The organism is Vibrio sp. 1874 (assembly GCF_033344395.1).
Classification (GTDB): Bacteria; Pseudomonadota; Gammaproteobacteria; order Enterobacterales; family Vibrionaceae; genus Vibrio; species Vibrio alginolyticus.
The window spans coordinates 352,235-375,069 of record NZ_JAWPOR010000003.1; the positions used below are offsets into that span (position 1 = coordinate 352,235).

Genomic DNA, 22,835 nt, shown 5'->3' on the forward strand with positions numbered 1-22,835 from the left:
AGAGGGTTCATCAACATGAAATTCAGCGAATCATGGCTTCGTGAGTGGGTAAACCCTGCGGTTACTACTGACGAGCTAACTCACCAAATTACAATGGCCGGTCTAGAGGTAGACGACGTTCTTCCTGTTGCTGGTTCTTTTACTGGCGTTAAAGTCGGTCACGTTGTTGAATGTGGTCAACATCCAGATGCAGACAAACTGCGCGTAACTAAAGTTGACGTGGGTGAAGAAGAGCTTCTAGACATTGTTTGTGGCGCACCTAACTGTCGCCAAGGTCTGAAAGTAGCAGTAGCAACAGTTGGTGCTGTTCTTCCAGGTGATTTTAAAATCAAAAAAGCGAAACTACGTGGCCAGCCATCTCACGGCATGCTTTGTTCGTTCACTGAACTAGGTATCGACGTTGAGTCAGACGGCATCATGGAACTAGCAGAAGACGCAGTAATCGGTACTGATTTCCGTGAATTCCTAGGTCTAGACGACGTAACAGTAGACGTAGACCTAACAGCAAACCGCGCTGACTGTTTCAGCATTCGTGGTCTAGCTCGTGAAGTTGGCGTACTAAACCGTGCTGACGTGACTGAGCCATCAGTAGAAGCAGTTGCCCCTTCAATCGACGATAAAGTGTCTATCGAAGTGAAAGCTCCTGCTGCGTGTCCTCGTTACCTAGGTCGTGTTATTAAGAACGTAAACGTTCAAGCTGAAACACCACTATGGATGCAAGAGAAACTGCGTCGTTGTGGTATTCGCTCTATCGACCCTGTAGTAGACATCACTAACTACGTTCTTCTAGAGCAAGGCCAACCAATGCACGCATTCGATCTAGCGAAGATCGAAGGTGGCATCGTAGTTCGTATGGCTGAGCAAGGTGAGAAGCTAACGCTTCTTGACGGCAACGAAGCAGAACTAAACGCAGATACACTAGTAGTTGCTGACCATAACAAAGCACTTGCAATCGCAGGTATCTTTGGTGGTGAAGAGTCTGGTGTAACAACTGAGACTAAAGACGTTCTACTAGAGTGTGCATTCTTTGCACCTGACCACATCCGTGGTCGCGCACGCAGCTACGGTCTGCACACTGACTCTTCAATGCGTTTTGAGCGTGGTGTGGATTACGCACTACAAGTGAGCGCAATGGAGCGTGCAACACAGCTTCTTGTTGAAATTTGTGGCGGTGAAGTAGCACCTGTTGTTGCAGTAGAGTCTGAAGCAGACTTACCTAAGCCAAACAAAGTTGCTCTACGTCGTACTAAGCTAGACAACCTGCTAGGTCACCACATTGCAGATAGCGACGTAGTAGAAATCCTAGAGCGTCTAGGTTTGACTGTTGAAGCTTCAGAAGAAGGTTGGATGGCAGTAGCGCCAACATGGCGTTTCGATATCGCTATCGAGCAAGACCTGATTGAAGAAGTTGGCCGTATCTACGGTTATGACAACATTCCTAACCAACACCCAGCAGCAGCACTTAAGATGCACAACCACGTTGAAGCGGATCTTCCACTGAAACGCGTTCGTGATCTTCTTGTTGATCGTGGTTACCACGAAGCAATTACATACAGCTTCGTTGAGCCTGAGCAACAAAAGCTAGTTGTACCTGGTGTTGAGCCTCTAGTGCTTCCAAACCCAATTTCTGCAGACATGTCAGCAATGCGTCTTGGTCTTATCCAAGGTCTGCTGAACACGGTTGTTCACAACCAGAAGCGTCAACAGCCACGCGTTCGTCTATTCGAATACGGCCTACGTTTCATCCCATGTGAAACTGCAGAAAACGGCATGCGCCAAGAGCCTATACTTGCAGGTGTTATTGCTGGTACTCGCGGTGAAGAACATTGGGATATCGAAACTAACACGGTTGATTTCTTCGACCTTAAGGGCGATCTAGAAGCGATTCTAGAGCTATCTGCGAACGAAAAAGCGTACTCTTTCGCTGCACTGTCACCTGAAAGCAAAAAAGCTAACCCAGCTCTTCACCCAGGTCAATCTGCGGCAATCATCGTAGACGGCAAAGAAGTAGGCGTGATCGGTACCGTTCACCCTGAGCTTGAGCGTAAGTTCGGTCTAAATGGTCGCACTATCGTATTCGAAATCGAATGGTCTGCAATCAACAGCAAAGTGATCCCAGAAGCGGTAGCACTTTCTAAATTCCCTTCAAACCGTCGTGATATCGCGGTAGTAGTGGATGAAGCTGTTGCATCTGGTGACATCGTTAACGCTTGTCTAGAGCAAGGTGGCGAGTTCCTTAAAGATGCGAAACTGTTCGACGTTTACGTAGGTAAAGGCGTTGAAGATGGTAAGAAGAGCCTAGCAATCGCTCTGACTCTACAGTCACTTGAGCGTACGCTTGAAGATGCAGATATCGCTGGTGCGGTTGACGCTATCGTTGCTCACGTTTCTGAGAAGTTTGGTGCGTCTCTGCGTGACTAATCTCGCGTAACGTATCTTCTTAAGAAATGAAAACCCTGCCAGTTTGGCAGGGTTTTTTATTTTTAGGATTACCTTATCGTTGTTCAAGTTCCTTACTGCTCGCACCACCCCTCATTATTTTAAAATACTAGACCAAACTAGGGATGGCCCTTACCCGAGATTAGGAACGTATTGTTTTTCAGCTAATACACGCTAACGATAGCTTATTGGCGGTTAGGCAGCGAGTGAGAGGGTATAGCTAAGCAGAAGAGGCAGCGTAAGAATGCTGAAAAAGTTGCCAAATAGTACCATTGATGCCACCTTCATGGGTTCTATATTCAGTCTTTCCGCAAATAGGTAATTCATGACGGCTGGTGGCAGCATTGTGAAGAGCACCATCATTTGCAATTGCATCGTTGGAAGGGGAATTAACCAATAAATAAGTGCAAAAGCGACAGCACCAGTTGCCAGTGACTGCACGGTACACAACACACCAATCTTTAAACCGTCCAACCGTAAATGACACATTTGTGCCCCCAGAGATAAAAGCATCACGGGTACGGCCGCTTGCCCAAGTAGAGCAGTGGTTTCGTATAAAGGCGCCCATGCACCCACATTTGACACGTTGAGAAACAGAGCCAACGACGCTGCTAAAAAGATTGGCATCTTGACTATTTGCTTAAAAGGGTTGCCATGACTAAGCAGCATTACGCCTAAGCTGATATGCAAGCATGCTGACACGACAAATAAAAGCACTGCTGAGGACAGCGCAATTTCTCCAAACGTATAGGTAAACAAAGGAATAGCTAGATTTCCGCTATTGCGAAACATATGTGGTGGCGCCCAGGTTTTAAACGAGAGTGACGTCCATCGACATACCGGGAGCATGAGTAGTGCGGGAATTAAAACCGCGACAATTGCCGCCAAAAGAAGCGGCCCCTGATTTGAATCGAGCGGCATGCTAACGAGTGACGAAAATACCAGTGCTGGCGTAAATACCTCAATATTAATGCGGTTTATTGGGCGAAAGTCAGGCTTGATGTAACGACCGACCAAATAGCCAACTCCGACAAGAGCAAAAACAGGGAAAAGAATATTTATGATTTGATTAATCATGGTCGCCTAGAAGCAGTGTAAGAAGCTAATGAGGAAATACACGAACTTCCACATTATCAATCTTTGTATATGGCGTCATCGTTAAACAGCGAGAAGCGTGGGTTTAATCAAGCTTTCTAAGCACAGTTGCAAAGTACAGGTGGTCATACCTTTTAATCTAATTGTTACGTATCGAGTTACATACAAATCACTGAATTTACGACAAGTTCTATGTCAAGTGTCTGTTAAATAACCAATATCTGATATTTTTATTAAATAGTGTTTAATGTTGATATTTAAACTAATTTTAGTTTTATAGTCTGGATGTTTTTCCTGATAAAGATGAAACGAAAACAAAAATATCAAATTTCTGGCGTTTAACAATAATTTACGTAGTGCTATTCCTTTTGTTCGCCAAGAAAAAAGTTGGCGAAAATCATAAGCTTGTCATACACTTCCTGATGTAACCCCGATATGTTGTTGAATTGGTAGGGTAAAACTGCTCTGGCGCTACACTAACGTAGCATTGTTTAACATAGCTTTGAGGAAAGTTTTATGGCGCTCACAAAAGCCGAACTGGCAGAAAACCTGTTTGATAAATTAGGATTTAGTAAGCGGGACGCCAAGGAAACGGTGGAAGTGTTCTTTGAAGAGATTCGTAAGGCACTGGAAAGTGGCGAACAGGTAAAACTGTCAGGTTTTGGTAACTTTGATCTTCGTGACAAGAATGAACGACCTGGTCGTAACCCGAAAACTGGTGAAGATATTCCAATTACTGCTCGACGTGTAGTGACTTTTCGCCCGGGTCAGAAGTTAAAAGCTCGTGTAGAAAACCTGAAGAAAGTACAGTAAGCCGAATAAATGGATCACGCTAAGGCGTGGTCTTTTTTTGCGTAAAATTCGTGTGCATACAAATGAAAACCACCGCAATGCGGTGGTTTTTCTGTTTATGAGAGACGCTTAATGATATCGGTTACGCCGCTTCTAGATGCGTTGTTAAGTATGGTTGCCATGCTTGTTGGTACAAGTTCTTAGACTGTGTACGCATGTTGTGAATAGAGGCAAGCTCTATTTCGCTTAGCTCACGTTTTTCCAACATCGCTTGACGTTCTAGTTTCTGGATTTTTTCGTATAGGTCGTGTTCGGGACCGCTTTTTACATCTGCGATTGCTTTCAAGTGCAGTTGAACTTCGGCTACTAGGTTTGTTTTTGGTAAACGAACGAGCAAGTTCAAGTCTCTATATCCTGAAGGGCCAGGTTTTTTGAATCGATTTTTTACTTTCACAATCGTTGTTTCACGCTCTAACGTTTCATAAATGGAGACTAAGCTCGCGACGTCTTCAGCAACAATCGTTGCACGTGCTAGGTCAGTAATACGTTCAACTTTCCCATCTAACTCTAAAGCTATCTTTTCTTCTGCTCGTTGTTTGGATTTCACGCCTGCGAAGTATGGCTGAGCGTCATTAAGAAGTGCGGTACTCTTACAGATAGTTTCAAGTTCAAATTGTGCTTGGTGAGCTTTGCTGTAAAGAATGTCGAAGTCAGAATATGGCTGAGTTGGCGTGATGTCGATTGACTGAATGCCATATAAACCGCTAAGGCTGTGTTTAAAAAGTTTCGAACAAACTTCGTTTTGGCTGGTTGAACGATTTTGTTCGCCACTAGGCGCAGGGGTAATTGGAAGTGCGGCAAATGCCGGTGCACGGCTAAGTACCAAAAGCATCAATGCTGTAGTACGAAGAAATAAGCTCATTCACTCTCCTTAACTTGCTTGTACTTAGAAAATAGGGAACATAAAGGTCGCTAAGTTCGGCAAATCAGGTACTAACTTATAAATGGGGCCATTACGAAAGATTCCAAGGTTTTAGTTTTATCTTGAAGTAGAATCGTGCGTTAGATCACCATTTCTCTTTTCTTTATTCTGATTATCAGATAAAGGCGCGTCTCCTATGAGACCGATTACATCCTATCACCGCAGTATTAACCAAAGATGAACGGCATAGACAAATTGAAAAAAAACGTTAGTCTTACCTCTCAAAATGAAAACAGCCGACAAGTAGAAAGTAAAATGAGAGACCAAGAATTTTGGCATAACAAATGGGCCAGCAATCAGATCGGGTTTCACTTGGAAGATGTAAACCCGCTATTACCAGTATATTGGAAACACACTAATCCAAAGCGTGAAGATAAAGTGTTAGTTCCTTTATGTGGAAAGTCAGAAGACTTGATTTGGCTAGCGATGAAGCATGATTCGGTTGAAGGCGTTGAGCTAAGCCATATTGCTGTGCGTGCCTTTTTTGCTGAACATTTTTACACGCCAACGGTAACGCCTCTTAATGGCATGCACGAGCTTTATCAATTTGATGAGCTCTCTATTTATACTGGGGACTTTTTCACTGCACCAGTATCTCAAGCCGATATCATTTATGATCGCGCCGCGTTGGTTGCTTTACCGCAAGATATGCGAGAGGAGTATGTAGAGCGTCTCAAGCAACTTTTGAACCCAGGCGGTCGTATTTTGCTTGTTACACTCAATTATCCTCAAGAAGAGATGGCGGGGCCTCCATTTAGCGTGCCGGTCGGAGAGATTGAGCAGTTATTTTCAGGTTACAAAGTTACTTGTTTGAACGTAGATGAAGCTGACGAGAATCATCCTAAAATTGCGAAAAAAGGCTTAAGTCGCTTCTCTGAAGAAGTGTACTTAATCGAGAGTGAATAGGCTCTCTTCGGTTTGGAACACGAAATAGCGCAGCAATTTGAGCTGCGCTATTTTTGTATGAGTGGTTCGTATTTAATAAATGATATTCACTTTTGAAGCACTTTCAACAGCATCTTGAACGGCTTCTTCGGTGGTTTTTCGTCGCGTAAGGACAACACCTAAACGGCGGCGACCATCGATTTCTGGCTTACCGAATAGACGAACTTGTGTTTGAGGTTGAGCTAAAGCTTTGCTTAGGTTTTCAAAGCGAATGTTTGTGGAAGTCCCTTGTCCAAGAATAACAGCAGACGCAGATGGGCCATGTTGCACAATATTATTAATTGGCATTCCGGTAAACGCGCGCACGTGGAGAGCAAACTCAGACATTTCCTGCGAAATCATTGTAACCATACCCGTATCGTGAGGGCGAGGAGAGACCTCATTGAAAATGACTTTATCGCCTTTGACAAACAGCTCTACACCAAAGATGCCGTAGCCACCGAGCGCGTTTACCACTTTCTCAGCCGTGTATTCAGCTGCTTTTACTGCGTTTTCTGACATAGCTTGCGGTTGCCATGATTCGCGGTAGTCGCCATCTTCCTGACGATGACCAATTGGAGCACAGAAATGCACACCGTCAACGGCTCTGATGGTCAATAAAGTGATTTCGTAATCGAAGTCGATAAAACCTTCCACGATAACGCGACCTGCACCCGTACGTCCGCCTTCCTGAGCGTAATCCCATGCTTTTGTAACGTCGTCTTCGGTCTTGATAACACTTTGCCCTTTACCTGAAGAGCTCATCACAGGCTTCACCACGCACGGAATACCCACATGCTCAACCGCGGCTTTGAAGTCTTCAAAGTTATCTGCAAAACGATAAGGTGAAGTCGTCAATTCCAGTTCTTCTGCTGCCAAACGTCGGATACCTTCACGATTCATTGTTAGCCTGGTTGCCTTAGCGGTTGGAACAACATTCAGTCCTTTCTCTTCAAGCTCTACCAGTTTGCCGGTTGCGATGGCTTCAATTTCTGGTACGACGTAAGTAGGTTGTTCCTTCGTAATAACTTCTTCTAAGGCGTTCCCATCTAACATGTCGATAACATAACTACGGTGAGCGACTTGCATCGCTGGAGCATTGGCATAGCGATCACAAGCAATCACTTCTAAACCAAGTCTCTGGCATTCAATGGCGACTTCTTTACCGAGTTCGCCAGAGCCTAAAAGTAATACACGGGTAGCATTTGCGCTAGTTGCAGTGCCAAACATAGTGTTCCCTTACAAAATAGAGTGATGAGACAGAAATTGCAGGAGATCATACTGAAGTTTTATGACAAAGCAAACGTTTGCTTTTGGTTTTTAGGTAATAAAAAAGCTCTACATGTTGTAGAGCTTTTTGTTGAATTTGTCGTTTATACGTTGACAAAACTAAGCGGAATATCTGGATTCAACGCTTCCAACGTTGATTGCGTATCGGCTAAATGACTGATCTTACCTTCTGAGTTCTCTACCAATGCAGCGGCTTTGATGCTGTCAAAGGTTTCACCCGCAAGTAAAACTTGGATTAGCGCAACTTGTAACGGCGGCAAGCTAGGATTGAACGCTGCATTTTCTGCATAAGCGCCTTGGAATACACGGCCGCTAGTCATCTCTAATGCTAAACCACTCAAGTTGTTGGTGTATGGTGAGTGGCTCATGTTCATCGCTTCAACTGCACTTTGGATGAGTGCGCCTTCATCATCACATGAGAACTGGTGTTTAACTTCTGCCATTAAGCCGGACTCGATACCGAGATCGTTTGGTCCAAAGGCTTCAGGCAGGTATTCATGAAGTGACTTTTCTTCGCGTTCTGGGAGCTGGATTTTAAGCTCGTTTGCGGTAGATAACTCATTCATGAACTGGCGGCAGTGACCACATGGGCTGAAGTTGATAGTGATATCCTTAACACCACGTTCGCCTTTCATCCAAGCATGGCTAATCGCAGACTGCTCTGCGTGAACCGTTTGACCCAACTGTACACCAAAGAATTCCATGTTGGCACCGAAGTAAAGGCGACCTGAAAGACCACGAACGATAGCGCCGACATAAAAGTCAGAAAGGGGAGCATAGGAGTACGCTGCGGCAAAAGGAAGTAGCGCAACACGAAGCTCTTTGTCTGATAGACCGGTAGCTGAAAGCAACTGCTCAAATTGTTGAACTGAAAGCGTAGCATCAAAATCATCAGCTTGGATGATAGGAGCAAGTTGTTTGGAAAGTGCTTCTGGAGCGCCTGCTAGCGCCTGTTCAATGCGACTTTTCATGTTGAATCCTTGTTATTGCATGGACAGTTATTCTATGTGAAAGATAGAAATGTTCCGTGCGTTAGATCACGATAAATAATGCAATTGATAATTCTGTTACATAATTAGAGTGAGCTCACACATGTATTCGATTGCACAGGTGTGAAGCGTTATCTCCGTCTCACAATTAACCATATCAGTATATATTCATATGACCAAGGAGCAGGAGTATGTTACCAACGCGACTTTTACCGCTATGCTACTTTATACCTACGTAATCTAGAGCGAGTGGTAGCAGCTAGAATGCTAATGCTATGAATGTATATCTCGATCAAGTCCCTTCACGATATTACTGGGTGAGGTTGCTAGATAAGATAGGGTTTTGAAAAGGGTAAGGAAGAAGCGGAAAGGCTACGGTCTGCCGGAAGGAGGGCAGACCGAGAGCGCTTAACTATTGATATAGCCAGACAGCCAAAGCAAAAAAGCTTGGAGCCAAAATAGAAGTTATGATCCCACATAAAACCAATGCGAGTGATGAGAACGCGGCATCTATGGGCTGTTTCTCTGCACAAGTAGCGGTGCCTAAGGCATGAGAGACTGTACCCATTGTCAGACCACGTGCAATCGGGTGTTTAATTCCAATTAAGTTGTAAATTGGGTATGCCAAAATCGCGCCCAATAAACCAACAATCAGAACCAAGATCGCCGCAACGGCGGCTTCACCACCGAGGTGACTCGAAATTTCCATTGCTATTGGCGTAGTGACGGATTTACCCACTAGACTTGCGATTAAACTGATATCTGCTTTGAAAGCGACTGCGATCAAGGTGGTTGTCATCATCGACATCACACTGCCTACTGTGCAAGCAAAAGTGATGATTCGCCAGTTTGCTTTAATCTGTGGTAGTTGTTCATATAGCGGGTAAGCTAGAGCAACTACGGCTGGTTGAAGTAAAAAACTGATCCCTTCGTTATCCGCATAATACGTTTCAAACGGTACATTTAAGTAAGTAAGCAAAGGAATGAGCACTGCAATACTGATCAGCAAAGGATTTGCTAGAGGATTATTCACTTTGATTGCGATTTGGCGCGCGACAAGAAAAACCGCAATGGTAACAACTAACCACATATCAGTGTTTCTCCTGTAGCAAGTAATCCAGCAGCCAAGCGAGGCTGACCAGTACAATGAGTGAGCCGCCAACCGCGCTAGCGATGATAGGGAGAGCATTGGCGAGTAGTAGGTCGAAATGCTGCATTAATCCCACGCTGATAGGAACGAACAATAAGATCATATAGCGGATAAATAGCGTGGCGCCCGGTTTGACCCAGTCGACTTTTACAAGCCCAAGAGTCATGGAGAAAAACAGTACGAGCATACCGATGACACTTCCTGGAACGGAAACGCCAGTGAACTTTTGAATGGTAATTCCGATGCCAAGTGCTCCCATGATGAGGAAGATTGAAATGAGCAGTTGGATCAGTTGTAAGAATCGTTCTTTAATCATTTTGACAGTATATAAACAACAAGCACACCATAAGGTGCGCTTGTATTAGGAGGAGTTAGGAAGCTAAGCTCTCTACATAACGGTACACGGATTTTAATATCGCAATCTTCTTTTCGTCACTTTCATGTTCGTGAACTAAGTTTTCTAAATTCAGCATGTACTCTTCAATTTGGCTTTCAAACACTTCTCGACAGTGTAGTGCCCAGCGTCTTTGTTCTTGCTCGTCTAGTGTGCCTGGGAAGTTACGCGCACGATAGCGGAACAATAGAGGTTTAATACGCTTGTCATCAAATTCAATGTCTAATGCAGCAAGATTATTCGGGTCGGTTTCTCGAATGATATCCATAGCTGCGCGATCAGCCGGAGAAAAGAACCCGTCGTAAAGCTGTGTATCGACGTCATCACTTTTATCGAATTTACGCTCGACTGAAAAGAGGCTAATCAGCTTTTCTCTAATTTCAGGATGTTGGCGCAACAAAGCGAGATTAGCGAGACATTGCTGGCGATCAATGCCAATAGACTCCGCATTTTCAGCCGTTAACGTTTTTGCAGGGGCGAGAATAGGGCATTTGTTCAAATGAACTAGTTTAACTGGCACTGGTAGCAATTCACCAAGATCTTCGCGCTTAGTGTAGAGTCTTTCGTGCAGCTCTTCTGCGGATAGTTCAAGAATAGGTTGAGGGTCTTTCGCTAAATCGATGGTGATAACGGCGTTATTATTGGTTGGATGCCAAGCAACAGGCACAATCCAGCTAGTGTACTGGCATTCGCGCCCTAGCATGCCTGAAACGTGCATCAACGGTGTCATGTTGACGATGTCGACTAAATCATTGAGCTTGCGCTTTTGGCGCATAGAAAAAAAGTAATCAAACAATTTTGGTTGCGCTGCTTTTACTTTCTTTGCCATTTCGATAGTCGCAACCACATCTGCCATGGCATCGTGCGCGTTACTATGCTCTATGCCGTTAGCCACAGACAAGTGTTCTAATTTAAAGCTAGTGAAGCCATCTTCGTTTTCTGGCCATTCTACGCCTTCTGGGCGAAGGGCATGGCACGCGCGTAGTACATCGAGTAAATCCCAACGTGAGTTACCGTTTTGCCAACTCCATGCGTATGGATCGATAAAGTTGCGATAACAAGTATAACGGGTCACTTCGTCATCAAAGCGAATGCTGTTGTAGCCTAAACTGGTAGTATTTGGTTTCGCGAGTTCAGCGTGAATCTTAGCGATAAACTCTGGCTCAGAAAGGCCTTCTTGAACCGTTTTTTGCGGAGTAATACCAGTAATAAGTGCAGCTTCAGGAGACGGAAGATAATCAGCAGGTGGCTGGCAGTACATGACTAAAGGCTCGCCGATGATATTAAAGTTTTCATCTGTACGAACACCAGCAAACTGGCTTGGGCGATCTTTCGCGGGGTTGGTTCCCCATGTCTCATAATCAAAGAAGAAAAAAGTGGGCTGATTATCTTGGTGCATTCTGCTTACCGTTTACAAAACCGATGACAGTATTAGACCATTCAACGCCTTGACTAGCAACGAAAGATGCAAGTTGAATTTTTGAAAATGAAAAAAGCCGATGGCGAACCATCGGCTTGATATTTTACGTTTTATCGCTTTGGAAGGAATTTGAGTTCTATGCTCGTGTTTCTTCCAATGTTGCTTCACTTTCTGGTGACTTCAGCACTCGGCTAGCAATTGTACCCGCAGTCATTGAGCCTGAAACGTTTAGTGCGGTACGTGCCATGTCAATCAATGGTTCAATAGAGATAAGCAGCGCTGCGATGGTCACAGGTAAGCCCATTGCAGGAAGAACAATCAAGGCTGCAAACGTCGCACCGCCGCCGACACCTGCAATACCAAATGAGCTGATGGTGATAATCGCAATCAATGACAGGATAAAGTGTAGATCAAGTGGGTTTATGCCCATTGTTGGAGCTACCATCACTGCAAGCATTGCAGGATAGATACCCGCACAGCCGTTTTGGCCGATAGTGGCACCAAACGATGCTGATAGGTTTGCAATCGCTGGTGGTACGTTAAGCTTGGTGATTTGCGCTTCTACGTTTAGTGGAATTGTTGCTGCTGAGCTACGAGATGTAAACGCGAAGGTCAGTACAGGCCAGATTTTCTTAAAGTATTCCGCAGGGCTAACGCCAACAAAAGAGACCAATACGCCATGAACAACAAACATCAGTGCGATAGCAACATAAGACGCCACAATAAAGCCAAGTAGGTTTAGGATGTCGCCTGCGCTTGATGTCGCTACCACTTTTGCCATCAGTGCTGCGATGCCGTATGGCGTTAGGGCCATGATCATCTTCACTAATCGCATAACGATAGATTGAGCAGCTTCTACGAAAGTACGAATCGGTGATTCCAACTCTGCTTTTTCTATCATCACTTTACGAGCGGCGATACCGGTTAACACGCCGAAAATCACTACAGCGATAATCGATGTCGAGCGAGCACCTGTTAGATCAGCAAATGGGTTGGTTGGAATGAAACTAACTAGCATTTGAGGAATAGTTAGGTCACTTACTGTACCGGCACGGCTTTCTAAAACGGCGATACGAGCGGTTTCACGCGCACCTTCAGTTAACCCTTCTGCTGAAAGGCCAAATGTCGTTGTCACCAAGATACCGATAAGTGCAGCAATTGCAGTAGTTACTAAAAGAACAGAGATGGTCAGGCCAGAAATTTTACCTAAAGATCCACCTTTCTCCAATTTAACAACTGCAGAGATCATCGATACCAATACTAGTGGCATGATGACCATTTTCAGTAGACCAACGTAGCCACTGCCTACAATGCCTACCCATTCAAGTGTTTGAGCAATTGCGCTGTTGCCTTCACCGTGAATGAGTTGCAAAGCAAGACCAAAAAGAGAACCGGTAACAAGACCGATCAAAACGAGACGTGAAAGAGTGTGTTTCTTTTGTTGCTGATTAAATAGAAAGAACAATATTCCAACAAAGACGGCTAGAGAGGCTATCACTGCAAAATTCATAATTTGACCTTATCAACCAGCCGATGTGGCGGTTGTTTTTTATACGGGGTTTTATACGGATTTATTTATGGAGCGTAAGATAACGCTCGTGATATAACTTTAAAAATGACAAACGGGTATTAGCTAGATCTAAAATGAATATAAAAACGAGATCTAAGTCGTGTGAGAGTGTGAATTAGCACGTTAATTGTACAAAATGGTTATTCGTAGTGATGCAGTAAGTCACGCATTTCTTTCCTTTGTAAGTAAACCACCGAGTCTTCTTGATAACTGAAAAGTTGATAAATCATCGCTTTGGCGACATCTTCTGCTCGAATAGGTAAAAAGTTGGACAGTTTGCCTAGCATAAGTGGGCGAATTACCTTAAACAGAGTTTGTACTAACTTCTCGTCCATTCTTGGGTTTTGACGTTGACCAACAAGCGGGCCTGGGCGAACAAATACGATTTCCTCAAAATCCATAGCTTCGATTCGTTGTTCCATTTGTCCTTTACAAGCTAAGTAATGGGATGGCGATTTACTATTTGCACCGAGGCTAGAAACAACCGCAAGGCGTTTGACTCCGATTGTTTTCATTTGTTGGGCGACTTTGCACACCAGATCAACATCTACTCTACGCAAATTATCCTTACTGCCTGCTTGCTTAAGGGTCGTGCCTAAACAGATAAAGCCGATGGTTGGTGTTGGTTGGTTCTCATCCCATTGGTGGATAGAAAGGTCTGCATCAATGAGAGGAATAAGCTTGTTGTCCACATCTAGGACGCCATCGAGTGGGCGGCGAGAAAGATAATATAATGTTCCAACACCTGATTGATTTATGAGGTTTGCAATGACTTTTGAGCCTACTAAGCCAGTTGCACCGGCGATGATTGCGCAGGTGTTGTTATCCATATCTTTTCTCCTATATGGGAACATAGTCTAAGCTATTGTAGCGGATTTCAACGAGTTACTTATAATCTCGTGCAAGAAAGGTGAGACGCTCTGCGAACTCGGCAGACTATCCTGAGATAAACTTGATTAGCGCTGCCCCAATTGGATGCAAGTGTATACAATAGTGGGCGCGCAAAAACTGTCGCTGAACAAGACCTCTTGAACAACAGAACACCTCTCACCCAGACAACATCAAAGGAACGTAAAAAATGGATGACTCTTTTGCTGCGGAGATACAAGCACGCATAGATAACAAAACCAAACCCGTCGGTTCTTTAGGCTTATTGGAAAAGGTGGCACTGCAGTTAGCTCTTATTCAAAGTCAGAATAAACCTCAGCCAGTTGATTCCATCGCTATCTGCAAACCAAGCATGCTGGTATTTGCTGGAGATCACGGCGTTGCAGAGGAGGGCGTGAGCATTGCGCCAAGCGAAGTCACTCAGCAAATGGTGGCTAACTTTCTCGCTGGCGGCGCAGCCATCAACTGTTTTTGCGACATTAATGGCATTCAACTCAAAGTAATAGATTGCGGCATGTTGGCTCCTATTGATGTGCTGGTTCCAGAATTTAAATCCCATCCCAACTTGGTTGAACAACGGTTGGGTAACGGTACGGCTAATTTTTCTAAACAATCAGCGATGTCCCCAGAACAAGTGGCGTTAGGTTTAGAATATGGTGCGAAGATTGCTGAGCATACCATTTTGCATGGTTCAAACCTCTTAATGTTCGGCGAGATGGGCATCGGTAATACCAGTTCGGCCTCAGCACTGTTATCGGCGCTGAGCTCATTAGATATTGATTATTGTGTTGGCGTTGGCACCGGAATCAATCAACAGCAGTTGAGCCGCAAATATAAACTGGTAGCACAGGGGGTAAACCGATGTCGAGGTCTTGAAACCAAAACGATTCTCGCACAGGTTGGGGGCTTTGAAATCGTACAAATGGTGGGCGCTTTTTTAGAAGCCAAGCGGCTTAAAACTCCAGTTTTAGTGGATGGGTTTATCGTATCGGTAGCGGCTTATATTGCGACGTTGTTAGACGAAGAAACGCGTGAATACATGTTGTTTGCCCATCGCTCTGAAGAAAATGGACATAAATTTGTATTGGAACATCTTAAAGCAGAACCTCTGCTCGACCTTGGTTTACGGCTAGGGGAGGGAACAGGAGCCGCTCTTGCCTTACCCTTGTTAAAAGCTGCCGCCCAGTTTTACAACAAAATGGCGAGCTTCGAGAGTGCAGGAGTTACAGTATAGTGTCAGTCCCTGATAATTCTGAGAAAGTCACGCCGTCATCGTTAAGATACCAGTGGGAGTTATTTCTATTAGCTACCAGTTTTTTTAGCCGCTTACCCGTGCCCCAAGCGTTGCCTTACAGTGAAGAACGCATGAATCAGGCAGGCCGTTACTTTGCGTTAGTTGGTCTCGTGCTTGGAGCACTTTGCGCTTTGGTATTCTCGCTCACCTCAATTTTTTTCCCAGAGTCGGTTGCCATAGTATTAACGATGGTGTTTAGCTTATTGTTAACTGGGGCTTTTCACGAAGACGGCTTGACCGATATGGCGGATGGCATTGGCGGTGGCATGACCGTAGAGCGACGCCTCTCTATTATGAAAGACAGTCGTATTGGCACTTATGGTGCCGCCACTCTCATTATGGCGTTATTGGCTAAGTATGTTTTTTGGAGTGAACTGGCTAACTTGCCGCACTTTTGGTTGGTCATTGTCGTCGCTTACACCGCAAGCCGAGCACTAGCAGCGACGCTTATTTATGACATGCCTTATGTCAGTGACAGTGATACGTCGAAAAGTAAACCGCTAGCAAGTCGCCAGTCTTCTCTAGAAGTCTCCATTTTGTTGTTTACTGGTGGCGTAACATTGCTTGTGCTTGGTTTCGCGGATGCGATCTTGATATCGCTTGTTCTCGTGGTATTTCGTTTGATGTTCAAACGTTGGTTAACCAAGAGAATTGGCGGCTTTACGGGGGATTGCCTTGGCGCAGCGCAACAGTTGTCGGAACTGCTTATTTATCTCACTATGATTGGGTTGTATCACTCCTCATGAAGCAATTGATACTCGGTGGCGCGCGCTCTGGGAAGTCGCATTTGGCAGAAAAAACAGCTAAGCAATTATCGGTCGCTTCTCATCGATCATTACACTATGTTGCAACCGCGCTGCCATTTGACCAAGAAATGCGAGAGCGAATAGCGCATCATCAAAAGCAACGCGGGGGCGAGTGGCAAGAGCATGAATGCCCCCTTCATTTATCTGAGTTACTGACAAATTTCGCTACCACCGATGTTGTATTGGTCGACTGTTTAACCTTGTGGCTCAACAATTGGATATTTGAGTTAGGTGATGAATGTTCCCATGAGAAGCTAGAAGCAGAAATTGAAAAGCTTATAAAGATGGTACGTGGCTCAGATGCGACGTTAATATTCGTCTCTAATGAGGTTGGAATGGGCATTGTGCCTTTGGGGGCGGTTAGTCGTTATTTTGTGGATAATGCAGGACGGATGAATCAAAAACTAGCCAGTGTTTGCCATCGCGTTACCTTTGTTGCTGCTGGTTTGCCGTTGGTTCTTAAAGAGTAGGATGGAACAAAATGAAAACACTCAATATCTATCTTGTGCGTCATGGAAAAGTAGACGCTCCACCAGGACTCCATGGCCAAACAGATGTAAAAGTTACGCCTGCTGATCAAGAGAGTATTGCTCGGGCTTGGGCTGAGAGTGGACGAGGTGTGGGTGGAATAATTTCTTCTCCACTTTCACGCTGTCAAGAACTGGCAAACATCATTGCTGAACAGCAATTATTACCAGTAATGACGGATGAATCTTTACAAGAGATGGCATTTGGTGATTTTGATGGTATGCCTTTTGATCTGCTCACTGAGCAGTGGAAAAAGCTAGATGCTTTTTGGCAATCGCCAGCACAACATACGTTGCCGAATGCTGAGAGCTTAAGCACATTTTCTGAGCGCATATGTCGCGTTTGGTCTCAAATCATCAACGATATCAATGACAATCTACTTATCGTCACGCATGGTGGCGTCATTCGTATGATTCTTGCTCATGTATTGGAGTTAGATTGGCGTAACCCAAAGTGGTATTCGACGTTGTCGATAGGAAACGCTTCTGTCACGCATGTAACAATTACCATAGATGAGCAAATTTACGCCTCGGTGCGTTCGATTGGCGTACCTCTTTTAACTCGTTAATTTATAAATATTAAAATGCCCAGAACGATATTGCTTACGGGCATAGTCACGGAAGATGTCAGTGGAAGCCCATCTGCTAGGTGCAGGAAGCGAAAATTGACTCAGTTACATAAAAAGGAAATATAGAAATGACAACGCCGAGTTGGGATTTGTCCATCGTTTATAACGACCTTTCTGACCCACGAATTCAAGACGATATTGCTCTTGTGGAACAATGTATTGATCTTTTGAATAAACAATCAGTAGATTGTGGCAACGTAGAGATCATGCAAAATGCGATTTTGACCAATGAAGCTGCGAGTCGTTTAGCGGGTACAGTTGCAAATTTTGCGAGTTGTTATGCTTCTGTTGATGCAACAAACGCCGAAGCGAAATCGTTACTTGGTAAAATGACCCGCATCTTTTCGGAGCTTTCCCAAGCGTTCAGTCCCTTTGATTTGACATTAACTCATGCCGACGAAGAGTTTATCTTGCGCGTGTTAGACCATGAAAATCCTGATATCAGTGGGCAAGCTTTTTCTATCTTGAATTCTAGAAAGTTGGCGGATACTCGTCTTAGCAACGCAGAAGAACAGTTACTGGCTGCGATGAGTGTGGATGGCAAATCGGCTTGGGGTAACCTATACGATAACCTGACTGGCTCATTGAAAGTGAAGCTTGAGTACACAGATGGTAATAGTGAAGAGCTTGGGTTTTCTCAAGCGGCAAGCATCCTTTATGGTTCTGAATTCGAGCGTCAAGAAGCCGCGTGGCGTGGCGTACAAGATGCAATGCAAACGCACCAAGAATCATTCGCTGCGATTTTGAATGCGTTAGCAGGATGGCGCTTAACTGAAAACAAAAAGCGTTCTACGAAGCGTGAAGTTCACTTCCTAGAGCCGAGTTTGCATGGTAGCCGAATCCAAGCTGAAACTTTAAATGCGATGATGACAGTAGCCAAAGACAGTCGAACTATTGGTCAGAAAGCAGGTTTATTGATGGCGCAAGTACATGGTCTGGATGAGATGAAACCTTGGAATCATCTGGCGGCTATGCCTGCTTTGAGCGGTGAAGCGAAGGTTTACGACTTTGATGAAGCGATTGATGTTATTTGTGAAGCATTTGAAACAGTAAACCCTGAGATGTCGGAGTTTGTCCGTTTGATGGTACAAAATGGTTGGATTGATGCCGCGCCAAATGCTAACAAGCGTCTTGGCGCATACTGCACCAAACTGCCAGCAACGCGAACACCACTTGTGTTTATGACTTGGAGTGGCAGCCGTTCAGACCTTATGACTCTGGCACATGAACTTGGCCATGCGTTCCATAACTGGGTTATTCGTGATTTGCCACTTTGCCAAACTTACTACCCAATGACGTTAGCAGAAACCGCCTCTATCTTTGCAGAAAACATCGTTCGTGATCATTTGATTTCGAAAGCGGAGAGCGTTGATGAAAAGCTCGAAATGTTGTGGGAAGAGTTGTCATCTGCGCTAGCTTTAATGATCAACATTCCGGTTCGCTACGAGTTTGAAAAATCGTTCTATGAACGCCGCCAGGATGGAGAGTTAACCGCAGATGAATTCTGTGAGTTGATGTCAGAAATTTGGAAAGAATGGTATGGCGACGTAATGAGCGAACCGGATCCGTACTTCTGGGCAAGCAAGCTGCACTTTTCTATTGATAGCGTGAGCTTTTATAACTACCCATACCTATTTGGTTTCTTGTTTAGCAAGGGTATCTATGCACAGCGAGAAACCAAAGGCGAAGCGTTTTACACCGATTACATCAATTTGCTGCGCGATACAGGCTGCATGATGGCGGAAGATGTCGTCGAAAAGCACCTGTCGATGGATTTAACCCAGCCAACGTTTTGGCAGCAGAGTGTTGAGCTAGTGCGTGAAAAAGTCGATGAGTTTGAGCGTTTGCTCGCACAGCGCGGCTAAGTTTTTCGCAGTGTTGATGCATAATCTGCTTTATAGCTACAAAAATTTGATCAAATCATAATGATCTTAATCAGGGCTGTGGTAAAGTTCACAGCCCTAACACTTTGTAATTGTTTGAAAATTAAACGCCTCAATGCTTGATTTGAGTGCCTGGCGCGAAAAGGCATCGGATTTTCGAGGGAAATAGTGATTTCTACTCATAAGTGAGATCGCAGCAACAAAAATCCTTTGTACAATTTATTAACATATCCGCCGTGCTATTAAGGAGTAACGCATGACGAAGTCTCTCTTTCGCCAATCGTTTTTAACTGACACGTTAGATGTTCATATTGATGTTGCACCAGCGGAGCAGGTGCTTTCTAACGGTGTAAAACTTAAACTCTATCAGCGTGGTGTATTAGAAGTAATCCCTGCGAATTATACTCAGGATACGAAGAACATCATCATCTCTTGTGGGGTTCACGGAGATGAAACCGCACCGATGGAGCTGGTGGATTCCATTATTCAAGACATAGAATCTGGGTTCCAGACGGTCGATACCCGTTGTCTGTTCATTATCGCTCACCCAGAATCCACTCTGGCGCACACGCGATTCCTCGAAGAAAATCTCAACCGTCTGTTTGACGAAAAAGAACACAAACAGACAAAAGAGCTTGTTATCGCCGATACGCTTAAGCTGCTTGTTCGAGATTTTTATCAGGATACCGACCCGACAACACGCTGGCACCTTGATTTACACTGCGCGATTAGAGGCTCGAAGCACTATACGTTTGCAGTAAGTCCTAAGACTCGTCATCCTGTGCGCAGCAAGGCATTGATCGATTTCTTGGACAGTGCACACATTGAAGCTGTGCTCCTGTCAAACTCACCATCGAGCACGTTTAGCTGGTACAGTGCCGAGAACTTTGGTGCGCAGGCTCTCACGATGGAGCTTGGACGCGTGGCTCGTATTGGTGAAAATGACCTCGATAAACTGACCGCGTTTGATTTGTCTTTACGTAATTTGATTGCGGAAACGAAGCCAGAACACCTACCAAAACCATGCATTAAGTATCGCGTAAGTCGCACAATCGTTCGTTTGAACGAAGACTTTGACTTTATGTTCGACGACAATGTTGAAAACTTCACCTCATTTGTTCACGGCGAAGTGTTTGGTCATGATGGCGACAAACCATTAATGGCGAAGAATGAAAACGAAGCGATTGTCTTCCCGAACCGCCACGTCGCAATAGGTCAACGTGCAGCTCTGATGGTTTGTGAAGTGAAAACCCGTTTTGAAGAGGGTGAGTTGGTTTACGATTAATCCAACATTGCTTTGAGAAGTTAATTGCAATTTACCGAGGCTTAACTGTAAGGTTAAGCCTCGTTTGTTTTTATCGGCCGCTATGGATTTTCAACAACTTATCCTGAACAAGGAACGACGCTGGCAACGTAACCTGATGGTTATGTCGATCGTGCTCGCTGTACTCTCTGCCATTCACTTGATGGTCGGAGAAATTTTCTTTTCTCCTTTTCAATCCTTATCTGCATTTGAACAGAAGTTATTGCTGGACTTGCGTTTACCGAGGCTAGTGTCTGCGGCAATTATTGGTGCTGCGTTAGCGGTATCTGGCGCGACGTTACAAGTGTTGCTTGGGAACGTGTTGGCTGAACCTGGCGTGCTTGGTATCTCTGGTGGCGCAAGCTTAGCAATGGTCTTAATCATGTTCGCGTCACCTGTTCTTCCTACCCCGATTGTTTTTATGCTGGCAGCGATTGCAGGCTCGATGGTATTCACGTTTGTTTTGGTGGCGATAGCAAGGGCAATGCACCTGACGACGGCTCGATTGCTTTTGGTTGGGGTCGCATTGGGTATTTTATCGAGCGCGATTGTGACCTGGGCATTTTACTTTAGTGATGATCTCAGTTTACGCCAACTGATGTATTGGTTAATGGGCAGTATTGGCGGTGCAAGTTGGTATCAACATACCGTTACTTTGGTGATGTTACCGGTGCTTACCTGGTTATGTTGTAAAGGCAAGTCGCTTGATAAATTGATGCTGGGTGAGATTCATGCGACCCAATTGGGTGTCGATGTGCATCAAATGCGTTGGAAATTGATCCTCGCCATTTCTGTTTTGGTGGGTAGTTCAGTCGCTTTGGGTGGCATCATCAGTTTTGTTGGTTTGGTGGTGCCGCACTTGTTGCGTTTGGCTTTTGGTACGGAAAACCGTTATTTATTGCCACTTTCTGCAATATCTGGTGCTGCGTTGCTTGTATTTGCTGACATCGGCGCAAGACTGTTATTGGACTCCGCAGAGTTACCTTTAGGTGTCATGACAACATCGATTGGCGCACCTATTTTCATCTGGATGCTGGTGAAGAGTCATGATGCACGTTAAACATATGTCGGTTGGTAGTCGATTATTGCCTCTTTCTTTTGAATGCAAAGCTGGCGAAATCGTACATATCGTTGGGCCTAATGGTTCCGGTAAGAGTACTTTATTGGCTGCGATTTCTGGTACGTTAAGTCACCGAGACGGTATGAGTGGTGAAGTGTACGTTGGCAACAAAAACTTGCTTACTTTACCGTTGTCAGAGCAAGCTCATGTTCGAGGTTATTTGTGTCAGCAATCGCGCCCAGCGTTTAATGTTGATGTGTTTCAGTATCTCGCTTTATCTCTGCCAAGTGGTGCTGAGATTGCGGATATCAAAGTGCGTGATGCCGTCAATATGGTGGTGGAGCTGGTACAACTGCAAGATAAGCTTCATCGCAGTATTCAAACATTATCCGGTGGTGAGTGGCAGCGTGTCCGATTAGCAGGTGTATGTTTGCAGGTGTGGCGTACCATTAATCCTTTTTCGCAGTTTTTAATTTTGGATGAGCCAGCAGCACCGTTAGATATTGCGCAAGAGGGTCTGCTCTATCAATTGATTAACGCTATGGCGGCGCAGGGAATTGGAGTATTGGTTGCTAATCACGATCTCAATCGCACATTAAAGCACGCAGATAAAGTATTGCTGCTTAACAACGGTGTGCTGCACTCATCAGGAAGTGCCGATACTGTGCTAACGGAAGAAGCTCTCGGGGAAGTGTTCAATACTCAAGTCAAAAAGGTCATCGTAGATGAGCAACCTTATTTAATCTTTGATTAGTATTTAGGGACAATAAAAAAACGACCTACTTGAGGTCGTTTTTTTAATCGAGAAAGCCAAACTCAACGCTTACTGAGTTAGCGGTTTTAGATCTGCTGGGCGGTAGTAAACAGATTTGAGTACTTTGCCTTTACGAATGGTTTTACCTTCCGATACGAAATCTTCGGCGCATTTCGCGATGATGTATTCACCTTTCTGCACCGCCATCAACTTGATGCCTTGTTCTGCGTAGAATGCTTCTGTTTCTGAGTACTCTTGCTCGTTACGGCATACTTTGCTCATGTTGCTTGAATGTACTTCATCCCAGCAAGGAATAAATTCGATACCACGGTTTACCGCAACGTTTAATAGAAGATCAATTAAGTAGCTGATCGCCAGGTTGTCTTCTATTTTGCTGTGGCCAAGATGAACGAGACGGCCCATTAATACATACACGCTGTCTACGATGGCATCTGCTTGCTCAGTTTTACAATCTGCTTCTGCTAGCTCTGTTAGCTCTTCGATCGCCAAAGAGGTGTGTAGTGTGTCTGCTTGCGTATCAAGGCTTGCAGCGTCTGCGACTGGTAAGTCGAACGTACTACGGAACTCGGTGATATCACGGTATAAGTGATCAAAAATCTCTTGGGTTAGCTTTGACAGTTGCATT

At 44.7% G+C, this 22,835-nt stretch carries 21 protein-coding genes; 11 read left to right on the forward strand and 10 right to left on the reverse strand.

Translation table 11 applies throughout. From position 1 onward, the window contains the following. Window positions 1-15 precede the first annotated feature (15 nt). Window positions 16-2,421, forward strand: a complete 2,406-nt coding sequence (pheT, locus tag R8N46_RS08980; RefSeq protein WP_213972297.1) for a phenylalanine--tRNA ligase subunit beta — start codon at window positions 16-18, stop codon at window positions 2,419-2,421. Between the two features lie 213 nt (window positions 2,422-2,634). Here the strand turns inward: pheT and R8N46_RS08985 are convergent, their stop codons facing one another. Continuing rightward, window positions 2,635-3,516 carry an AEC family transporter gene (locus R8N46_RS08985; protein ID WP_149191887.1) on the reverse strand — a complete coding sequence of 294 codons (882 nt, stop codon included), beginning with the start codon at window positions 3,514-3,516 and terminating at the stop codon, window positions 2,635-2,637. A 534-nt stretch (window positions 3,517-4,050) separates the two neighbouring features. Between R8N46_RS08985 and ihfA the strand changes: the two genes are divergently transcribed. Beyond that, window positions 4,051-4,347, forward strand: coding sequence for an integration host factor subunit alpha (ihfA, locus tag R8N46_RS08990; protein WP_005377899.1), 297 nt, complete (start codon window positions 4,051-4,053; stop codon window positions 4,345-4,347). A gap of 121 nt (window positions 4,348-4,468) precedes the next feature. Here the strand turns inward: ihfA and R8N46_RS08995 are convergent, their stop codons facing one another. Next, complete coding sequence (locus tag R8N46_RS08995; protein ID WP_213972298.1) at window positions 4,469-5,248, reverse strand: phosphoribosylglycinamide formyltransferase; 780 nt, start codon at window positions 5,246-5,248, stop codon at window positions 4,469-4,471. Between the two features lie 315 nt (window positions 5,249-5,563). Between R8N46_RS08995 and R8N46_RS09000 the strand changes: the two genes are divergently transcribed. Continuing rightward, window positions 5,564-6,214 carry a thiopurine S-methyltransferase gene (locus R8N46_RS09000; protein WP_213972299.1) on the forward strand — a complete coding sequence of 217 codons (651 nt, stop codon included), beginning with the start codon at window positions 5,564-5,566 and terminating at the stop codon, window positions 6,212-6,214. A gap of 72 nt (window positions 6,215-6,286) precedes the next feature. Here R8N46_RS09000 and purT read toward each other — a convergent pair whose 3' ends face one another. The 7 genes from purT to R8N46_RS09035 all read right to left on the reverse strand — a co-directional run bounded on the left by purT (window position 6,287) and on the right by R8N46_RS09035 (window position 13,875). Further along, on the reverse strand, window positions 6,287-7,462 hold the full coding sequence (purT, locus tag R8N46_RS09005; RefSeq protein ID WP_085569562.1) for a formate-dependent phosphoribosylglycinamide formyltransferase: 1,176 nt from the start codon (window positions 7,460-7,462) through the stop codon (window positions 6,287-6,289). Window positions 7,463-7,605: 143 nt separating this feature from the next. Next, the gene (cdd, locus tag R8N46_RS09010) at window positions 7,606-8,493 is read right to left on the reverse strand and encodes a cytidine deaminase (protein WP_017633940.1); all 888 of its coding nucleotides are present in this window, start codon (window positions 8,491-8,493) and stop codon (window positions 7,606-7,608) included. 430 nt (window positions 8,494-8,923) lie between these two features. Continuing rightward, on the reverse strand, window positions 8,924-9,601 hold the full coding sequence (locus R8N46_RS09015) for an LrgB family protein (protein ID WP_005377888.1): 678 nt from the start codon (window positions 9,599-9,601) through the stop codon (window positions 8,924-8,926). A gap of 1 nt (window position 9,602) precedes the next feature. Further along, entirely contained in the window at window positions 9,603-9,977 is a 375-nt protein-coding gene (locus R8N46_RS09020) for a CidA/LrgA family protein (protein ID WP_005377887.1), read from the reverse strand. Between the two features lie 55 nt (window positions 9,978-10,032). Next, a complete protein-coding gene (sbcB, locus tag R8N46_RS09025; RefSeq protein WP_085569561.1) occupies window positions 10,033-11,454 on the reverse strand; it encodes an exodeoxyribonuclease I in 1,422 nt (473 codons plus the stop codon). Window positions 11,455-11,611: 157 nt separating this feature from the next. Further along, window positions 11,612-12,985: an L-cystine transporter gene (locus tag R8N46_RS09030; protein WP_025766775.1), complete on the reverse strand. Its 1,374-nt coding sequence runs from the start codon at window positions 12,983-12,985 to the stop codon at window positions 11,612-11,614. Between the two features lie 200 nt (window positions 12,986-13,185). Then, the gene (locus tag R8N46_RS09035; RefSeq protein ID WP_053350419.1) at window positions 13,186-13,875 is read right to left on the reverse strand and encodes an NAD(P)H-binding protein; all 690 of its coding nucleotides are present in this window, start codon (window positions 13,873-13,875) and stop codon (window positions 13,186-13,188) included. 248 nt (window positions 13,876-14,123) lie between these two features. Between R8N46_RS09035 and cobT the strand changes: the two genes are divergently transcribed. The 8 genes from cobT to btuD all read left to right on the forward strand — a co-directional run bounded on the left by cobT (window position 14,124) and on the right by btuD (window position 22,189). Then, window positions 14,124-15,167: a nicotinate-nucleotide--dimethylbenzimidazole phosphoribosyltransferase gene (gene cobT, locus R8N46_RS09040; RefSeq protein WP_115385891.1), complete on the forward strand. Its 1,044-nt coding sequence runs from the start codon at window positions 14,124-14,126 to the stop codon at window positions 15,165-15,167. Beyond that, on the forward strand, window positions 15,167-15,973 hold the full coding sequence (locus R8N46_RS09045) for an adenosylcobinamide-GDP ribazoletransferase (RefSeq protein ID WP_115385892.1): 807 nt from the start codon (window positions 15,167-15,169) through the stop codon (window positions 15,971-15,973). The genes cobT and R8N46_RS09045 overlap by 1 nt, the downstream gene beginning before the upstream one ends. Next, the gene (gene cobU / locus R8N46_RS09050) at window positions 15,970-16,503 is read left to right on the forward strand and encodes a bifunctional adenosylcobinamide kinase/adenosylcobinamide-phosphate guanylyltransferase (protein ID WP_025766771.1); all 534 of its coding nucleotides are present in this window, start codon (window positions 15,970-15,972) and stop codon (window positions 16,501-16,503) included. The genes R8N46_RS09045 and cobU overlap by 4 nt, the downstream gene beginning before the upstream one ends. A gap of 11 nt (window positions 16,504-16,514) precedes the next feature. Beyond that, window positions 16,515-17,129: an alpha-ribazole phosphatase gene (cobC, locus tag R8N46_RS09055; RefSeq protein WP_115385893.1), complete on the forward strand. Its 615-nt coding sequence runs from the start codon at window positions 16,515-16,517 to the stop codon at window positions 17,127-17,129. 128 nt (window positions 17,130-17,257) lie between these two features. Next, window positions 17,258-19,054 carry a M3 family oligoendopeptidase gene (locus R8N46_RS09060; RefSeq protein WP_115385894.1) on the forward strand — a complete coding sequence of 599 codons (1,797 nt, stop codon included), beginning with the start codon at window positions 17,258-17,260 and terminating at the stop codon, window positions 19,052-19,054. Window positions 19,055-19,328: 274 nt separating this feature from the next. Continuing rightward, complete coding sequence (locus R8N46_RS09065) at window positions 19,329-20,357, forward strand: succinylglutamate desuccinylase (RefSeq protein ID WP_005377878.1); 1,029 nt, start codon at window positions 19,329-19,331, stop codon at window positions 20,355-20,357. A gap of 82 nt (window positions 20,358-20,439) precedes the next feature. Next, window positions 20,440-21,435 (forward strand): vitamin B12 ABC transporter permease BtuC, encoded by a 996-nt coding sequence (gene btuC, locus R8N46_RS09070; RefSeq protein WP_158156220.1) that lies wholly within the window; start codon window positions 20,440-20,442, stop codon window positions 21,433-21,435. Then, window positions 21,422-22,189, forward strand: a complete 768-nt coding sequence (gene btuD / locus R8N46_RS09075) for a vitamin B12 ABC transporter ATP-binding protein BtuD (RefSeq protein ID WP_017820884.1) — start codon at window positions 21,422-21,424, stop codon at window positions 22,187-22,189. Before btuC ends, btuD begins: the two co-directional genes overlap by 14 nt. 69 nt (window positions 22,190-22,258) lie before the next feature. Here btuD and R8N46_RS09080 read toward each other — a convergent pair whose 3' ends face one another. Continuing rightward, window positions 22,259-22,834, reverse strand: coding sequence for a nucleoside triphosphate pyrophosphohydrolase family protein (locus tag R8N46_RS09080; protein ID WP_025766767.1), 576 nt, complete (start codon window positions 22,832-22,834; stop codon window positions 22,259-22,261). Between the last annotated feature and the right edge of the window lies 1 nt (window position 22,835).